The organism is Candidatus Omnitrophota bacterium, from assembly GCA_040755155.1.
Taxonomy (GTDB): domain Bacteria; phylum Hinthialibacterota; class Hinthialibacteria; order Hinthialibacterales; family Hinthialibacteraceae; genus JBFMBP01.
Window position 1 is genome coordinate 1 of the sequence record JBFMBP010000104.1, and the last position, 15,454, is coordinate 15,454.

At 47.6% G+C, this 15,454-nt stretch carries 14 protein-coding genes, 1 tRNA gene and 1 pseudogene; 9 read left to right on the forward strand and 7 right to left on the reverse strand.

Annotated elements, in window-relative coordinates; translation table 11 throughout:
- Positions 1 to 1,202: acetylxylan esterase (locus AB1656_15750; protein MEW6236838.1), on the forward strand; the 1,202-nt coding region annotated here is incomplete at its 5' end.
- Positions 1,203 to 1,527: 325 nt separating this feature from the next.
- Complete coding sequence (locus AB1656_15755; GenBank protein ID MEW6236839.1) at positions 1,528 to 2,670, forward strand: hypothetical protein; 1,143 nt, start codon at positions 1,528 to 1,530, stop codon at positions 2,668 to 2,670.
- A 245-nt stretch (positions 2,671 to 2,915) separates the two neighbouring features.
- Here AB1656_15755 and AB1656_15760 read toward each other — a convergent pair whose 3' ends face one another.
- Together AB1656_15760 and AB1656_15765 are read right to left on the reverse strand one after the other, a co-directional pair.
- A complete protein-coding gene (locus tag AB1656_15760) occupies positions 2,916 to 3,515 on the reverse strand; it encodes a transposase (GenBank protein ID MEW6236840.1) in 600 nt (199 codons plus the stop codon).
- A 38-nt stretch (positions 3,516 to 3,553) separates the two neighbouring features.
- Positions 3,554 to 3,709, reverse strand: a complete 156-nt coding sequence (locus tag AB1656_15765; GenBank protein MEW6236841.1) for a hypothetical protein — start codon at positions 3,707 to 3,709, stop codon at positions 3,554 to 3,556.
- Positions 3,710 to 3,880: 171 nt separating this feature from the next.
- Between AB1656_15765 and AB1656_15770 the strand changes: the two genes are divergently transcribed.
- From AB1656_15770 to AB1656_15785, 4 genes are all read left to right on the forward strand, one after another.
- Positions 3,881 to 4,480: a hypothetical protein gene (locus AB1656_15770; GenBank protein ID MEW6236842.1), complete on the forward strand. Its 600-nt coding sequence runs from the start codon at positions 3,881 to 3,883 to the stop codon at positions 4,478 to 4,480.
- Positions 4,481 to 4,507: 27 nt separating this feature from the next.
- Positions 4,508 to 4,669, forward strand: coding sequence for a hypothetical protein (locus tag AB1656_15775; GenBank protein MEW6236843.1), 162 nt, complete (start codon positions 4,508 to 4,510; stop codon positions 4,667 to 4,669).
- Positions 4,659 to 5,414, forward strand: coding sequence for an IS21-like element helper ATPase IstB (istB, locus tag AB1656_15780; GenBank protein MEW6236844.1), 756 nt, complete (start codon positions 4,659 to 4,661; stop codon positions 5,412 to 5,414). The genes AB1656_15775 and istB overlap by 11 nt, the downstream gene beginning before the upstream one ends.
- A gap of 305 nt (positions 5,415 to 5,719) precedes the next feature.
- Positions 5,720 to 6,148 carry a tyrosine-type recombinase/integrase gene (locus tag AB1656_15785; GenBank protein MEW6236845.1) on the forward strand — a complete coding sequence of 143 codons (429 nt, stop codon included), beginning with the start codon at positions 5,720 to 5,722 and terminating at the stop codon, positions 6,146 to 6,148.
- A gap of 83 nt (positions 6,149 to 6,231) precedes the next feature.
- Here the strand turns inward: AB1656_15785 and AB1656_15790 are convergent, their stop codons facing one another.
- The 5 genes and pseudogenes from AB1656_15790 to AB1656_15810 all read right to left on the reverse strand — a co-directional run bounded on the left by AB1656_15790 (position 6,232) and on the right by AB1656_15810 (position 11,070).
- Positions 6,232 to 7,431, reverse strand: a complete 1,200-nt coding sequence (locus AB1656_15790) for a type I-C CRISPR-associated protein Cas8c/Csd1 (protein ID MEW6236846.1) — start codon at positions 7,429 to 7,431, stop codon at positions 6,232 to 6,234.
- Positions 7,425 to 8,153 (reverse strand): annotated as a pseudogene (gene cas5c / locus AB1656_15795) (type I-C CRISPR-associated protein Cas5c). Before cas5c ends, AB1656_15790 begins: the two are co-directional and overlap by 7 nt.
- 20 nt (positions 8,154 to 8,173) lie before the next feature.
- Complete coding sequence (cas3, locus tag AB1656_15800) at positions 8,174 to 9,886, reverse strand: CRISPR-associated helicase Cas3' (protein MEW6236847.1); 1,713 nt, start codon at positions 9,884 to 9,886, stop codon at positions 8,174 to 8,176.
- On the reverse strand, positions 9,825 to 10,469 hold the full coding sequence (locus AB1656_15805) for a CRISPR-associated endonuclease Cas3'' (GenBank protein ID MEW6236848.1): 645 nt from the start codon (positions 10,467 to 10,469) through the stop codon (positions 9,825 to 9,827). Before AB1656_15805 ends, cas3 begins: the two co-directional genes overlap by 62 nt.
- 528 nt (positions 10,470 to 10,997) lie before the next feature.
- Positions 10,998 to 11,070: transfer RNA gene (locus AB1656_15810), tRNA-Ala, on the reverse strand.
- A 483-nt stretch (positions 11,071 to 11,553) separates the two neighbouring features.
- Between AB1656_15810 and AB1656_15815 the strand changes: the two genes are divergently transcribed.
- From AB1656_15815 to AB1656_15825, 3 genes are all read left to right on the forward strand, one after another.
- A complete protein-coding gene (locus AB1656_15815) occupies positions 11,554 to 12,159 on the forward strand; it encodes a prepilin-type N-terminal cleavage/methylation domain-containing protein (protein ID MEW6236849.1) in 606 nt (201 codons plus the stop codon).
- A gap of 231 nt (positions 12,160 to 12,390) precedes the next feature.
- Positions 12,391 to 13,836 (forward strand): hypothetical protein, encoded by a 1,446-nt coding sequence (locus AB1656_15820; protein MEW6236850.1) that lies wholly within the window; start codon positions 12,391 to 12,393, stop codon positions 13,834 to 13,836.
- 87 nt (positions 13,837 to 13,923) lie between these two features.
- Entirely contained in the window at positions 13,924 to 15,453 is a 1,530-nt protein-coding gene (locus AB1656_15825) for a hypothetical protein (protein MEW6236851.1), read from the forward strand.
- Position 15,454 lies beyond the last annotated feature (1 nt).

Below are 15,454 nucleotides of genomic sequence, written 5' to 3' on the forward strand. Positions count from 1 at the left end.
TTAAGGATTTGCCTTCCCATCCCGAACTTCCCGATCCGTTAACCATGTTCGACGGAACGCCGGTCAAAACCAAAGAGCAATGGTTCGAGCAGCGCCGCCCCGAACTGAAAAAATTATTCCAACATTATATGTACGGCTACGCGCCGGAGCCGCCTAAAATTTCCGCCCAAGTAACGAAAACCGACCCCGCCGCCTTCGACGGCAAGGCGACGTTGAAAGAGGTGGAAATCCGATTTACTGAGTTGCCGGAAAATGCTCCCCGCATTCATCTGGTGCTTTTCGTCCCCAATCGGAAAAAAGGTCCCTTCCCCGTTTTTCTGGGATTGAACGATTTGGGCAATCAGGTTGTTGCGCCTGTTTCCAGTTTGACCATCGATAGCAGCGTCGAATTGGACGAACGCCTCAAAAAAGCGAACGCCGCCGCCCGCGGCAGCCAGACGGATTTCTGGCGCGTGGAAAACAGCCTTGATCGCGGATACGCCTTCGCCACTTTCTATCAAGGCGACATCGATCACGATAAGAACGACTTCACGGACGGCATCCATCCCTTTTATCCCAACTTGCCCGGCCCTCAAGAAGCTCGCTGGGGAACGATCGCCGCTTGGGCCTGGGGCTTGCAGCGCGGTGTGGATTATCTCTCAACGGATACCGATATCGATAAGACGAAAATCTGCTTGATCGGCCATTCCCGCCGCGGCAAGACGGCTTTGCTGGCCGCCGCTTTCGACGAACGAGTCGCCATCGCCGTTCCTCATCAATCTGGAACCGGCGGCTGCGCCCTCAGCCGCAACAACAACCAGGAAACCGTAGAGCGCATCAACCGCGTTTTCCCCCATTGGTTCAACGATATTTTTCCCCAATTCAACAACAACGAAGACAAATTGCCCTTCGATCAGCATCTGCTGATGGCGCTCATCGCTCCCCGAGCTTTGATGGATACGGCGGGACTTCAAGACGAATGGGCTAATTACGAAAACGCCTTGAAATCGCTAAAGGCGGCGGATAAGGTATACAAATTTCTCGGTTGCCAAGGATTGGTCGGAAATGGCGTCATTGAAGGAGACGCCCCGATTGCAACGGATAATGTTGGAGAAATCCTGCAATACCGCCGCGACGAAAAGCATACGCTGAACCTCGGCTATTGGGATAAAATCCTCGATTTCGCCGACGTCTATTTTCAAAAGCGGGAAAAGACGAAGTGATGAATGATGAATAATTATATTCGTAGAGTAGGCTCAAAGCGAAGCGCAGCCCACCACGTCCTAAAGAAAAATGATTGAGAAGCCTTGGCTCGGCGGGAGCCTCGCCCTCCCTTCTTGTTTGAATGCGAATCCAGGGAGGGCGAATCTCCTGATGAGCCAGATTCGTAAGGTGGGCTCAACGCGAAGCGCAGCCCACCTAATTACTTTTCCCTCCGCTTCGTAAAAAAAATGTCATAGTTATTCCCTTTCCGCGTTAAGGATGTATAAAATACATTTCGCATCCCTTTATAGAAAGGGATGACGCTAATCGAAGGAGAATAAGTAAATGAATCACGCGTACGGCGCATCGTCATTCTTACGCATGGGATTGGTTGCAGTCTTGCTAACGATCCTGTCGGTCCCGTCATTGACGGCGGTGGAATTGCCGTTGGTTACGGAAGAAGGCATCATCGCGGGAGAAATGAACATCGAATTTCAAACGCGAACATCCCGCGACCTTACCGGTAAACTGGCGGAAGGATCCCCCGCCGAAAACACAAAAGATAAATACGAGTTCGCTTTGAACGTCGCTAAAACCACGGAATTCTCAGGCTCTATCACCCGCCAGCCCCGTTTGTTCAGCAAAATGTTGGGCCGTGAAAAACAACCGGCGGAATTGCAATACGACGTTACCTTGTCCGTCCGTAATCCCTCCAATTTGGATCAGAAGAGAAGCGTGGGCAAATGGGTCGGCCTCGTCCCCGTCGACGATAAAGGCGTCTATCGCCTGGACGGCGGAAGCGCGAAGGGCAGCCCGCTGCGCATGGCTATCGACTCTATCGGTTCCGCCCAAGGATTTACGGAAAATTTCGGCGGCCAATTGGCCGGAAAAACTTCGGAGAAAAAGGGCCTTGTTCCTTATACCTTCTCCCGGCTGATTGCTGGTAAAAAAGTCGATATTCAAGTGAAAAACAGCGATCCCATGCGCTTCGAGAACATCGTTCTCGCCGCTGGTCCGGCAAAAAGTTACCCCAAAACCGCCGTCAACGGCCGCTTGGATTACGATTACGAAACCGGCAACTGGTACACCGACGGCATCCGCTTCCGCTATTCGCTGGAGGGCGCGGATTGCGAGGACGTCGTGACGGGATCGATCAAATGGGTGGAAGATCCCAACCGCGATCAAAACGGAAAAGGAAAATACGAATTCAACCTGCGCTTCAACGAAGATAAAAATCAGTCGGCCACCAGCGAAAGCGACGTCTTCAAAGGCGGCGCCAGCAACGAAGAGGCGTTCTTCTTCGTCGACAATACCGTCCCCAGCCTGACGGGAACCATCGAATACGCCGATCAGATGATTCCGGGAAAAGACCTTCCCGCCAGCAGCAAGATTACCTACAAACTGAACGCCAACAAACTGACCAAACAACAAGTCGTCAATTTCGTCAAACTATGGCTGATCTGCGTCGGACCTACAAACGACGAATGAAAACGGCTTGTCAAGACGCCATTATTACGAACGAATAACCAGCCGCTAAAGCGAACGCCCCTTCGGAATTCATCCCGATGGGGCGTTTCATTGAAATTCTTTCTCTCATCATCCTAAAAACGGCAGTTGGCAATTTGTTTGAGAATATTAATCCTCCTTGGTTCTTCTCCAAATTATATGGGTGAAGGAATAGGGATACCCGGAAAAGCGGCTCGAAGTTTCAAGGCAAAATAGTCTATATCATGTTACCCTAAAGCGATCCGTTTAATGACTTTGGCTTTGTTGTTGATCGCTTTCAATAAGGAAGAATGGATCGGATAAAGGAAGTTCGCCGCTATCCCTTCCCAATGCTTCCTGAGCATACGGGCGAATTTCTTCAATGGCTCGATTTTCGAATAGATCGCCCGGCGATACCAGTCCCGGAAATAGGTCTCGGCCCATTGCGGAGACCGGTAGTCCCACAGCGGCTTCAAATCCTTATTCGAAACATGCACGGCGTTGATCGGTTTGTTCAGCGCCAGTAACTCCGAGAGTCGAATGCGCTTTTTTCCCCGCACTTTCGCGCGATTTCTCAGGAGAAGATAGCGCGAGCCTTTAATGACTTCCCGCGTCTTCATGGAGGCCCGCTTGAATTCTCGGCGACGCACTTGATCGACGACTTGGGCCATGCGGGAAAGAATATGGAACTTGTCGAACACGAGGCGTGCTTGCGGACAATGCTTTTTCGTGGCTTTCATAAAAGCCGGCCACATGTCCATGGCCACCGCTTCGATTTGGCGGCAGCGCTTCTTCCCCAGCTTTCGGTAAAACCGATTCAAGGCTTTTTCCGCCCAGCCATTCTCCACTTACACCACGCGCTTTGTAATAAAGTCGACGATCACCGTCACGCAACTATGTCCCTTCTTGATCGCCAATTCGTCGATCGCAACCTTCGCAAGCCGTCGTAATTCGGCGAATTCAGCCGCTTCTCCAACGTTTGCTTGTCGATTCGCTTCACCGCCTTCCAATCCATGTCGAGAAATCGCGCTACGGCCTTCACCGACGCTAACTCGCAAAGACGCGCTACCTATTCTTCAAACCGCATCGTGCTTCTCCCATAGGGAGGCAGCCAGTCCAGACGCTCCGTCTTCACTCCGCAATGAGGACATTCCACCCGTACTTGAAAGAACACGAGATACACATCCCATTTCCCGAACGGAAGATCGCGCACGTGGGGGAAGGTCATGACAAGGGAGGCGTGGAGAGCCGCGGCAAAGGCATTCGCCTGCAGCATCTCACCCCGATTCCGCAAGGCGAATCGTTGGCGGAGATTTCCCAAGCGTTGCTCGCAAGGATGGAGAAAGCGTTCGCCGTCAAGAAGGATGCCCAAGGCCAGAGCGTAATCGGGAAGATCGAAGAAGAGCGCCGCCATCTGCGCGCTTTGCCGCTTCGTCCGTTCGATCCCAGCCGCCTGGTTCTGGTCTCCATGAGCAGTCAATCGACCGTGCGCCTGGAAGGAGCCTTGTATTCGTTTCCATCGCATTGGGCGCGGCTTGACGCGGCGGCGTATGTGGGAGTCGACCAGGCGCGCATCGTACGCCGGGGCGAAACCATGACCTATCCCAAGAAACGCCGGGGCGAGAAGCAGATTTGCTACCGCCATTATTTGCGCGAGCTGACACGTAAGCCGCAAGTCGCTCCCGAGTTGATGACGGAGTTGGGGGAGCTGTTCCAGCGTTTATGGAAACTATTTGAGGAGATGCACTGTGGCAAAGAGACGGGCCGGGTAATAGCCAAGGTGCTGCAAACCATTGTCGATCATTCGTTGTAAGAAGTGGAGAAAGCAGTTTAGAGCGCGTTGCAAGCCGATCGCGTGGATTTACTGGGCTTGGCGCGATTCAAGCGGGAAGCGGAATCGCGGACGGTTCCGGTTCCCGAAGCCTTGAAAGAATTCGTGATCGAGAAAGTGCAGGCCGCCGATTACGATTTTCTGTTGCGGGGAGGATGCCATGAACAATAGCGCTCTCCACGCCGTCATTCAGGAATACGGAAAAGAACGGAACGTCCCCGCGATCATGCGCCTGTATCCCGAAATCGCCCGCCTGGCGCGGGATGGGGAGTATCGGTACGAGGAGTTTCTCAAACAGGTGCTCGAAGCCGAGGCGGGAGAACGCCGCGGCCACTGCGCCGAGAAGCGGATTCGACAGGCACTCTTTCCAGACCGCAAAACGCTGGATCAAATTAATTGGACGGCGTTATGGGGAATCGCCAAACCGAATGTTCTCGAACTGGCTAGTTGCGAATACGTCGAACAAGGCCACGACGTCGTTCTGGCGGGACCGATCGGAACGGAAAAAACCCATCTGGCTATTGCGTTGGGCATGGAAGCCGCCCGCCGCCGCTACCGAGTGGCGTTCACCCGCGCTTCCGATCTCGTGCGGGATTTGATGGAGGCCAAAGACGAACGCACGCTGGGCCGCCTTCATCAACGCTGCTTGGGAGTCAGTCTCTTGATCGTCGACGAGCTAGGATTCACGCCCTTCGACAAGACGGAAGGGGAATTGCTTTTCAATCTTCTCGCCGACCGCTACGAACGCCGTTCCACAATCGTCACGACCAACCTTGATTTCGGCGAATGGGTGCAGGTCTTCAGCAGTGAAAAACTGGCCACGGCGCTGCTCTATCGCCTGATTCATCACGCCCAGATTCTCACGACCAAGGGAGCTTCGTACCGAACCCGGCGTAAAAGCGAGAAAAACGAGTGAGCGCTCCAACGGCGGGTTGTGGATCGCGCCGCGTCTGCCGCGGCCTGTGCACAAATGATCGAACCGCCTGAACGGCGGCCCTCCATTTGCGCACAGTCCACTTGGATAAGTCTTCGACTTACCCACAGCCGCTTGGATAACTGCGCCAACAACCGCGCAGTTATCCACACGCTCCACAACCATGCGGATACCGAAAAATCATCGATTCTCTTTGAAAAAAAAACTTGCAATAAGAATTCTGGAAGAGTAAAACATCACTGGGGTGGGTCAAAAACCAATCGTTGCCCTGGGTCAATTTCCAACCGTTGCCAACAGAAACCGCCGGTTGCCTTCGAGAATACCTGGAAGAACAAGGGATTGATGCAAGAAAACCAGTCACCGTCTTCTTCAACCATCTGGGAACTCCACTTAGCCGATTTGGTATTCGCTACCTTCTGACCAAATATTTGCGAAAGGTCTATCCCCAACGACCCTCTCTGCAAAAGAAACGACTCCATCCCCATAGTCTGCGACACAGTTTGGCGATGCATTTGCTGAAATCCGGTGTGGACCTCTGTTCTATCGCTAATTGGTTGGGACATGTCAGTGTGGTTACCACGAACAAGTATGTAACTTTGGATTTAGATATGAAAAGACAAGCCCTCGCCAAAGCCCAACCTTTGGTTGAGACGACCGGGAATTCCAAATCGTGGAGGCAAGATCCCGATATCATCGCATGGTTGGAGTCTCTATGAATAGCTATTCCGGGAGAAAATTAATGTGGAGTTATTTGATGAAATACACCCACAGGAAGGAGAACAACTAAAATATCTTACCATTAATAAACACTCACCATTAGCGCAATATGAGGCGCTGGAAGTTCTTGAGACTCGGTTGACAGTCCGAATACGATGCGCATAAATTTGGGATCAGATTCGAGGCTTGAACCGTCATTTCGAGTAATGGAAAAATCTTCAAACCATCGTTCGATATTTTGAACCAGCGATTCGAACGATCCTTCCATCCAGTCGCGCACCATTACCCGGCCCGCTGCACCGGAAAGAGTTAAAGCATAATAGACGTTATTGGATAAATCAGTTCTTTTTCCGGTATGAATGGCTTGTAAAAGTTCTTTGGCTTTTTTTTGCGCGATTTGTTCTTCATTTTCTCCTGGATCAATGAGGATTTGAAAAGGATTTTCTTCTTCTGGTATGTGTGTTTTGAACCAGGGGACGACAAACGCCTCGCCAATCCTTTGCCCATGATTTTGGATCAATCCATTTAGAGAATTGCGATATTGGAATGCTTCGGCTTCTGAAACTGCGCAGTTCGAACCTTGTTGGAGACCATAGGAACAAAAAGCGTCTTTATCAAAACTGATTAGCCGATCTCCAGTCGCTAAACCGCCAACCGATGAAAGTCCCTTGATGGTTGGATTGGAGGTTAAAGGCTCTACGGATTGGCCGCTGAGAATGGAAATCATTCCATTTTTCTTGGATTCTTTTTCAAGGGAGGATCGAAATTCGCGCCAACAATTGTGCCATACATCCATTTCAACGGGAAACGGAATTCCAAATTCATTTTTTAATGCCAAAGTAATTGAGTCGCTTGGTTTGGCTTTAAGGTCATGAAATCTTTCGTTGATTTTGTTTATCGAATCTTGATCGGAGATTGTATGAGCAACCTTTTCAAAAAAGGGAAAGATTGAGGAAACTTCATGTAAATATTTAACAAAAAACGAATGTTTTTCTTTGGATTTTTTAATATTTTTCTCTTCTTCATCTTTTTTAATCAATAATGTGACAACCGAGGTGGTCTCGATTAAAAAATGGCATCGCGTTTCATTGCCGCCGACTAATTCAGGTTGAGAAAGATCTGGACATTTCTCGAATAATCTCCCTTTTCTTTTTTTGTCATTCGGATCGGCCAGATCTAGCGCCTCTAAAAAATCTCCTTCGTTGTCAAATACCATCGCCCAGCGGACAATTTTTGAAGTAAATCCCGGTTCGCTCTCTCCTTTAGGCAGATAATTCAGCATTTCTCTTTACCCCCTTGATTCGGTTTGCGTACGGCTTCGCTTTCGTAAGCGGGAACGGATAGAACGCCTTTTTCGACTATGGCGTGAAAAAAACTAATAAATTGCGGATAATCTTCTTTTCCCCGGCGAGGCATTGAGAGATCGAAAACGTCGTATAACATCCAACCGACGTCGCGATTGTCTTGAATCGGCGGCGGATTGTCGGCCTGTTTTTCATCTACTAGACGGAAATAAGCCGGAAATTCGCGGCAGCCGAAATAGGGTTGATAGAAACATTTCCCGTGTCTTGCGCGGCGTTGGAATTGAGGGGAGGCGCCGTTGAGGTTGGAGCCGCCAAATGGCTTCATTTAGGCGTACAATCGATAACGGACATCGCAAAGCGCCATTGTCTGCCGTTGAGTACGTCCTCTAGTTTCATCTTCGCCGTCCGCCCATATAGGTTCGGGTTCTTTGTTCCCTTCCATCCATTGTTTTACGGTTCGCTCGGCTGGTCCTTTGCCTTTCACTTCATTTCGTCGCAACGCGATGTATTTCGGCGGAGCGAGAATATCGATTTGTACAATCTGCCAGCGAAATTCAGGCTTCCAGTACACCGCCTCGAAGATGCCGCGAGCGGCGGAGGGGGTAATCACCGGATAACTAAACCGCTCGACTTTCATTTCGGGACAGGTGAAACAGGCGAAATCGCCCCAAACTTCCAAAATCTGCCTTTCGGATTGCATGATCGTTCTCCTTTCTATTCTCAGATCAAAAGTAAATCAGGTTGTTCGGGTCTTAATCCAAGCCGGTCGTCGTAATGGCTTTCTTTGGAATAAAAATACCAATCGGTCTCTTCCTGGCCATGATAGGAAATGGGAATGAGATAAGGATTCTTATCTGATGAATTTGTTTTATACAAATTAACTGTAAGCGGCCGGGATCGGCGTATCCAAGAAGCGGATAAGCCACTCTCCTCCGCTTCCGCTCTTAAAGAGCGGAATAAGTCGATACATCCGCCATAAGGCGCCAGAACATTAATTGTGTTTTGTTTGATGAGGCGGTATTCTTTAGCGATTTCAGGAAAATCACCCGTAAAAATCGCATTTTTTAAGCTCTCATTCATCGATTCGGGTTTCTTTAAATCGTAAAGCGTTCTGTAGTATTCCTCGAATAAACAGGGATCATCGATATCCATCCCCACTTCTCCTTTCTCTTTTAAAAGCATCCGAGTTACGCTAGCGGCTTGCTCGTAACCGCCAGGCGGATATTGGATTTTCCCATCGTTTTCGGGTAGAAATACAAACACTTCGCCCGACTCCCACAAACCATTTCGGTTACAGCGTCCCGCCGCCTGAGCGATGGCTTCCAACGGTCCCAAAGCGCGATATACAACAGGAAAATCGATATCCACGCCCGCTTCTACGCATTGAGTGGAGATCAAGCGGCATGGTTTCTTATCCTCCAGGCGTTGGCGGATGAGTTCTAGGGTATGCGTCCGATGCGCCGGACACATAGAAGTAGAAAGATGAAAGAGAGAGTTATCGCCGTCTTGATTCATTATCCCGATAAGTTCCCAGGCGTGACGCTTGACGTTGACAATGCACAAAACTTGTTTGTAAGTTAACAAATCTTCGGCGATTTGGCTGAAAGGCGCAGGCTTATCCAAATCCGGCCAGTGAACTTCGGTTCGTTTGCTGCGGGAAAAGAGATTAAGGTTGCAGGAAACAATCTCCTTCGGTTTCCATTCCGTATTTTTTCCATATTGATGGACGTATGGATTTAGATGATCGAACGCCGGTTGCGTTGCGGTAGCGAATACAATGCTGGATCCGAATCGAGTCGAGAGATGAGACAACGCCGATAAAGTCGGCAATACGATATCCAAGGGGAGCGTCTGCACCTCATCGAATAAAATGACGCTGCTCGCCAGGTTATGCAATTTCCGGCAGGCGAAAGGACGATTGGAGAATAACGATTGCAATAATTGAACGTGAGTCGTAATAATGATTGGCGCATCCCAATTCTCGGCAAGAAGACGGGAAAAATGGTTTTGCTGATCGCCGCGCGAGTTCGTCTCCTCGCCGGTTCCCGCCAAACTATGATCTTCCAATACGAATTCTTCGGGATAATCGGCGCCAAAGACCTTACGATAAATCTGGGCGGTTTGTTCGATGATAGTAAGGAAGGGGATAACGACAATGATTCGCCGCAAGCGGTTTTGAATGGCGTGACGAAGCGCAAACGCCAACATGGAAAGCGTTTTTCCCGAACCGGTTGGCGCGGATAGCGTCCATGTTCCTGCGGGGGAATCTGCGGCGCGAAGGCATTCTTTCCATAAATCATCGCGAATCCGCTGGATTTCAGAAGAGGAATCGGCTTTTGCTCTGACGCATTCAATCTGTTTCGATAATGCGTCAAACGCCTTTGGAGGCGTCCAAAGGCGGCCCGTTCCGGCGGAATTGCTTTCCTTCCCCATTGCGATTGAAATGCGCTTCCGTATCGAGAAAATCAGCGTCAACTAAACAGGAAAACAAAAGGCGAAGATCGAGTTCGAGGGGGATGCCAGACAGGGACATTTTATTTATATTTATTGTTGAATGAGTTGCCTCTGGAAAATCACTTTTAAACCGATTTAATAATATTTGAGTATTGGCTTCAGATAATTTAAGATTTAATGGATGTCTCTGCGCTAATTTTTCCTGATTGCACAAATTCCATAAATCGGGAAAAGGTTGCAAACCAAGGTGATGTCCTAAAATCGCAGACGATGAAAGTAATTCTTTGAAATCTTTTGCCGCTACATAAGCCCCCGCCGACCAATGGTCGATATGCTTCTCTTTTCCTTGCAGCCGTTTTTGAAAAAGGTCTCCATATTTTCCTACGTCGTGGAGCCATCCCGCCACGCGCGCCGAATCGATAAATGTCGGATCATGCGGCAGTGTTTCTTTGGCGAATGAAGCGCAAAGTTCGGATACGGATTTCAGGTGTTCTTTAAGCGGATGAGGCGGAAGGTTCGAATCGCGTTTAGGAGGAGTATGCGCTAAAATCGTATTCATCATTTTCTTCATTCATTTACTGTATAATACAACACCTGATCCACAATACCACACTTGATGTACTTGAATCATAGCATAGCCTGGTCAAGATAACTATGTTCCAGGAAGAATATGCAAATTTATCCAAGCAACTAAAATGCCATATACTATATATAATGCGTATATGCGTATAATTTCCTGATTTGTAAAGAGATAGTGAAATAATGGAGTTTTTTTATGAAAAGAATTAATATAGGAATAGATCAAATAATGACCTATAGCAATCATTTTTTGACTTGGGAATCGGACTTTTTATTTGTTTATCCATTAATTAATTCGATATCACAAATAACTTGCTCACAAATCAATTTCAAAACGCCTCTTCCGCCCGTTTCATAAACTCCTTCCGGTCGGAGTGAAGGTATCGGATAAACGCCGCCTGGTTGGAATGCCGGGCAAGATGCCGAGCATCATATCCGAAGCGTGCAAAAAGCCGCGTAGAAAACGTATGCTAATGTTTAACTTATTGATTTCGCTGGGATTGGAAGGATATGGAGCTAAGGGGGATCGAACCCCTGACCTCTTGACTGCCAGTCAAGCGCTCTCCCAGCTGAGCTACAGCCCCAATACGTAAGGAATCTTAGTAAATCCCCCGGAAAAATCAAGCGGCGCGGCGATGATTTCGCGAAGAAAGAAATAAACGGCTCGGCGGCGAAATTCATTCAAGGCTATGGTATAATTTCGGATTATTGAGGTTCTTGCAAAAATGGTATAATTTTCTTTTCAATTCTCCCCCCAAGCTTGGGGGGAGTTAGAGGCAATGTCGTTAAGTTAAGGATAGACTAATTCCTTAATCGAAAATATCAACAAATCTAATAGCATGAATTTGTTGAATTTAAAATCCCTCACCCTAACCCTCTCCCAGAGGGCGAGGGAATGGAATTTCGTCACGTTATGTCTTAACTTAATGACATTGGAGTTAGAGGGGGGTTGATTTTGTTAGACTTATCTCAACCCCCTCCTAATCTCCCCCAAGCTTGGGGGAGGAATAATATAGTTTTGCAAGAGGCTCTATTGTTAAAAATCAATGAAGGAAAGAGCCATAAATATGAAACAACGCGCCTTTACCTTGATCGAGTTGTTAATCGTCGTGGCCATCATTGGCATTCTCGCCGCCATCGCCGTTCCCAATTTTCTCAACGCCCAGACGCGGGCGCGGGTAGCGCGGGTCATGGGGGATCATCAGGCGCTCGACTTGGCGCTTCAAACCTATTGCCTCGATCATAACGATTTTCCCTGGCCAATCGGCAACGGCCAGGGCCATTCGTCCTATTCCGTCTATATCGAATACGTCCACGAACTGACGACGCCGGTTCCCTATATCGCTTCCGTCTCCTACACGGATATCTTCAAACCGCGCCGGGAAAATACGAACTGGTATCCGGAAAAAACCGTCTTCAGTTATCAATACGTCAGCTACTACGGAAGTTGGGCGCGATTGTCCAACGTCTCCGCCGCCTCGAACGGCCAGTACGTCAAAGGATTCTGCGTTTCCAGTTACGGACCGGATCAAGGCGCATCCGGCGTGGAATGGCATCCGCTCACCGGCGCCAACAGTTCCATCTATACGGCCAGCAACGGGCTGGTCAGCAAAGGCGACATAGGCCGCTTCGGGGGCGCAATCAAGGCGAAAACCGTTACCATGGGCGGATGAATGAATCCGATCGCTCGCAATGCGCGCCGCAAAGACAGTTCGAATAGGCGGGCCTCAAAGGCTATGAATTTTGCCATTAGCGTTTCAATCCTTGCCACAGTTCCAACGAAAGAATAAACTGGATCGTTGCGAAAAAATCAATATGGCAATCGTTTTGAAGCAGGGGGATTCTTTTCGCGTTATTATCATCGAAGAAAATCATTTCTCGGCTTGCGAAAAGGCGTGAATAGGATGAAAAAATTATCCCAAAAACAATGGTATATTCTCGTTACTACTTTTTTCGTTTTTCTTTTGGGTTTGCATAATATTTTCAGCCTATGGATAAACCGGCTGCCTCCTCTCGTCCTGGATTCCATATCCACGAGCGAAACCAACAATCTGGGACCATTTGAGAAAATTAAAGAAGAAGACTGGGGAGTTCAGAAAACTCCTTTCCCCAATGAATTATATCCTATCCCCAAAACTCCATACGTTTTTTGCCGTTATACTCCCTATTTTACCTTGAACGAAAATCCCAATATTCGTTATGAAGTGGACATCGTTATCGACATCGACAAAGGAAAAAGAGTACTCCGCGTGGATAGAAAGAGCGTCTTTCCATCGCAAGACTATAGGCAGCAATTCAGCAAAAACGTTCAAAATTACGGCGTAGTTCAATCGGATCAGGATCTTTGCCTCTTCTATCAACGATTTGAGAGAACCGTTCCGACTTTTAAACAAAATTTCGGATTCATTCCCGATTGGTACTTGAATTTTCTTTACACTCCCAAATACGAATATTGGACTCTTAATCTTCAAGGCGACTTAAATGAAATCAATAAAATTCCAACATGCAATTTTTATGGGCGAGAAAGAAATCGTTCTTTCGAATTCAGCCGATTAGCAGGCGCGAAGTTCACTTCATTGGGCAAAGGGATTCTACACGATTATGAAATCGAACACGATCGTTTGCGGCAAAGCGATCATTGGAGCGAAGAATATGATGGCTTCCAATTATTAGGGTTGCCGGGCGGCGGTTATCTTCTCAATAACGATGAAGAAAAATGCATAACCTTCCTTCTGCCCGGCGAATCCGAATCGTTTTCCATTTCGAGAGACGCGCTATTAAATAAACTGCCTCAGACTCCAACCTTACCGAAGGCAGTCAATTGGATTCCTTTCTCCACACAACCGGGACTAACGTATCTGGCATATTTAGACGCTCCTTACTTTCCCATCTTTGAATTTCAACTAGACCAATATAAGAAACAAACCGATGGCGATTGGGTGAAGTTCATCGGATATGGAAATGAAATGCGGCCGGTTATGACGGTGGAGAACAATCAAATAATCCTATTTGGCTATGGATATGATGATATGCGGCGCGGAATCAGCCAATGGCCGAATTATCAAAATAAAAGTTTTATGATTTGCAACGGATTAGCCGCCTTACCGGCAAGAGCCTTGCCGGTAACGTCCGATGGTCAACCTGCTGAAAGACCGATTTCCTGTATATTGCCTCAACCGATAAATTCGATTAGCACAATTCCATTAAGCGACGATCGCCTGTTGGGATACTATGATGGCGTCTTCTGGAGTTTTTGCTGGGATGGAAGCGACTTCCGTCAACTCTTCCCCAGCGATAAGGAGATGCCTCTTGTCTCTAGGCCAAAGCAAAAAAGCGTTTCAGATATTTGACTCATTTTATTCTGAAGTAGAAAATTTTTTCGCGTTATTACTTACGAATAAATAACATCTGTCGGCTTGCGAAAAGGCGCGAACATAATGAAAAAAGCGTCCTCGAACCACTATATTTATCCGATCATTTCAATTTTTATTAGCATCCTTTTGCTAGCAAAAATCATACTGCCCGATTTGCTATACCAATTGCCGCCTCTCGTCTTGGATTCCATATCCACGAGCGAAACCAACGATCTGGGGCCATTCGAAAAAAGCGAAAACGAAGATAGGAAGAATCTGACAATTCCTACTCTGATGGAATTTTATCCCATTCCCCATACTCCCTATATTTTCTGCAGTTTCGTTTCCTTATTTACTTCAAACGAAAAAACCATTGATACATATAATTCGGACATCGTCATCGACATCGAAAAAGGGAAAAGAATTCTCCGTGCGGATAGAAGTAAGATATCATCATCGAGCGGCGATAAACAACAGTTTAAAAAATATATATTCAATTATGGCGTACTGCAAACAGATGATGGCCCTTGCATCTTTTATAAACGCAGCGAAAAACCCATTCCAACGGTCAATCAAAAAGTTGGATTCCTGCCTGATTTGTTACTTAATACTTCTATAAGTTCAAAAGAAGAATTTTGGACGCTCAATCTTCACGGCGAGTTAAAGAAAATCGTGAAGATTCAATCCGTTAACGAGATAATGAGAAACTCACCCTTTCCAACCTTTGAATTGTACATGCGGCAATACTATCGATTTTTAGATTTCAGCCATATTGCGGGCAAGAAAATAAATCAATTAAAAAAATCGGAGTTCCACGATTATAAAATCGAAAAGGACAGACTGCTGCAAAGCGATCAATGGAATGAGGATTATGATGGTCAATTTCTGTTCGGATTGCCGGGCGGAGGTTATCTTATCAACAAAAAAGCGGAAAAATGCTTAAACATTCTGCTTCACGGCGAATCCCAAGCGATTACTATTCCACGCAACGTTCTTCTGGATAAGCTTCCTCAAACTCCAACATTGCCAAAATTGGTCATGTGGATTCCGATTACCAGTCAAAAAGGGCCGGTATGCCTAGCTTATTTGGACGCCCCATATTTCCCCATTTTCGAATTTCATTTGGATCAAAGAAAGGATCACGCCGTTGGAGATTGGGTAAAGTTCATCGGATACGGAAACGAAATGCGGCCGATTATGACGATGGAAAACAATCAAATCGTCCTATTTACCTCCGCTTACGAGGAAATGCATCGCGATATCCTCCAATGGCCGAAATATCAAATTGGAGGCCTCTTTTGGCCGAAATATCATTACGAAAACGACTTTTATAGTTCCGGCTTTTCCGCTCTGCCAACTCGCGCCTTGCCGCAAATACCCGGAGGCCAACCGGCCGAGAGAATAATTCCATTGATTTTGCCTAGTCCAATAAACTTGATTTCCGCGATCCCTTTAAGCGATGATCGCCTGTTAGGTTATAACGATGGAGTCTTCTGGAGTTTTTGCTGGGATGGAAGCGATATCCGCCAACTCTTCCCCCGCGATCGGCAGATTCCCCTCATTCCTCGTCAGCCGCAAAGCCGGAGCATTTATTTTGCGGATGAATTATATTGAT

Bases quoted from the DNA above. Each gene is read 5' to 3' on its own strand.
- istB (MEW6236844.1), top strand. From the start codon at position 4,659: ATGAACAATAGCGCTCTCCACGCCGTCATTCAGGAATACGGAAAAGAA.
- cas3 (MEW6236847.1), bottom strand. From the start codon at position 9,886: ATGGGGAAGGAAAGCAATTCCGCCGGAACGGGCCGCCTTTGGACGCCT.
- AB1656_15790 (MEW6236846.1), bottom strand. From the start codon at position 7,431: ATGCTGAATTATCTGCCTAAAGGAGAGAGCGAACCGGGATTTACTTCA.
- AB1656_15815 (MEW6236849.1), top strand. From the start codon at position 11,554: ATGAAACAACGCGCCTTTACCTTGATCGAGTTGTTAATCGTCGTGGCC.
- AB1656_15805 (MEW6236848.1), bottom strand. From the start codon at position 10,469: ATGATGAATACGATTTTAGCGCATACTCCTCCTAAACGCGATTCGAAC.
- AB1656_15755 (MEW6236839.1), top strand. From the start codon at position 1,528: ATGAATCACGCGTACGGCGCATCGTCATTCTTACGCATGGGATTGGTT.
- AB1656_15825 (MEW6236851.1), top strand. From the start codon at position 13,924: ATGAAAAAAGCGTCCTCGAACCACTATATTTATCCGATCATTTCAATT.
- AB1656_15820 (MEW6236850.1), top strand. From the start codon at position 12,391: ATGAAAAAATTATCCCAAAAACAATGGTATATTCTCGTTACTACTTTT.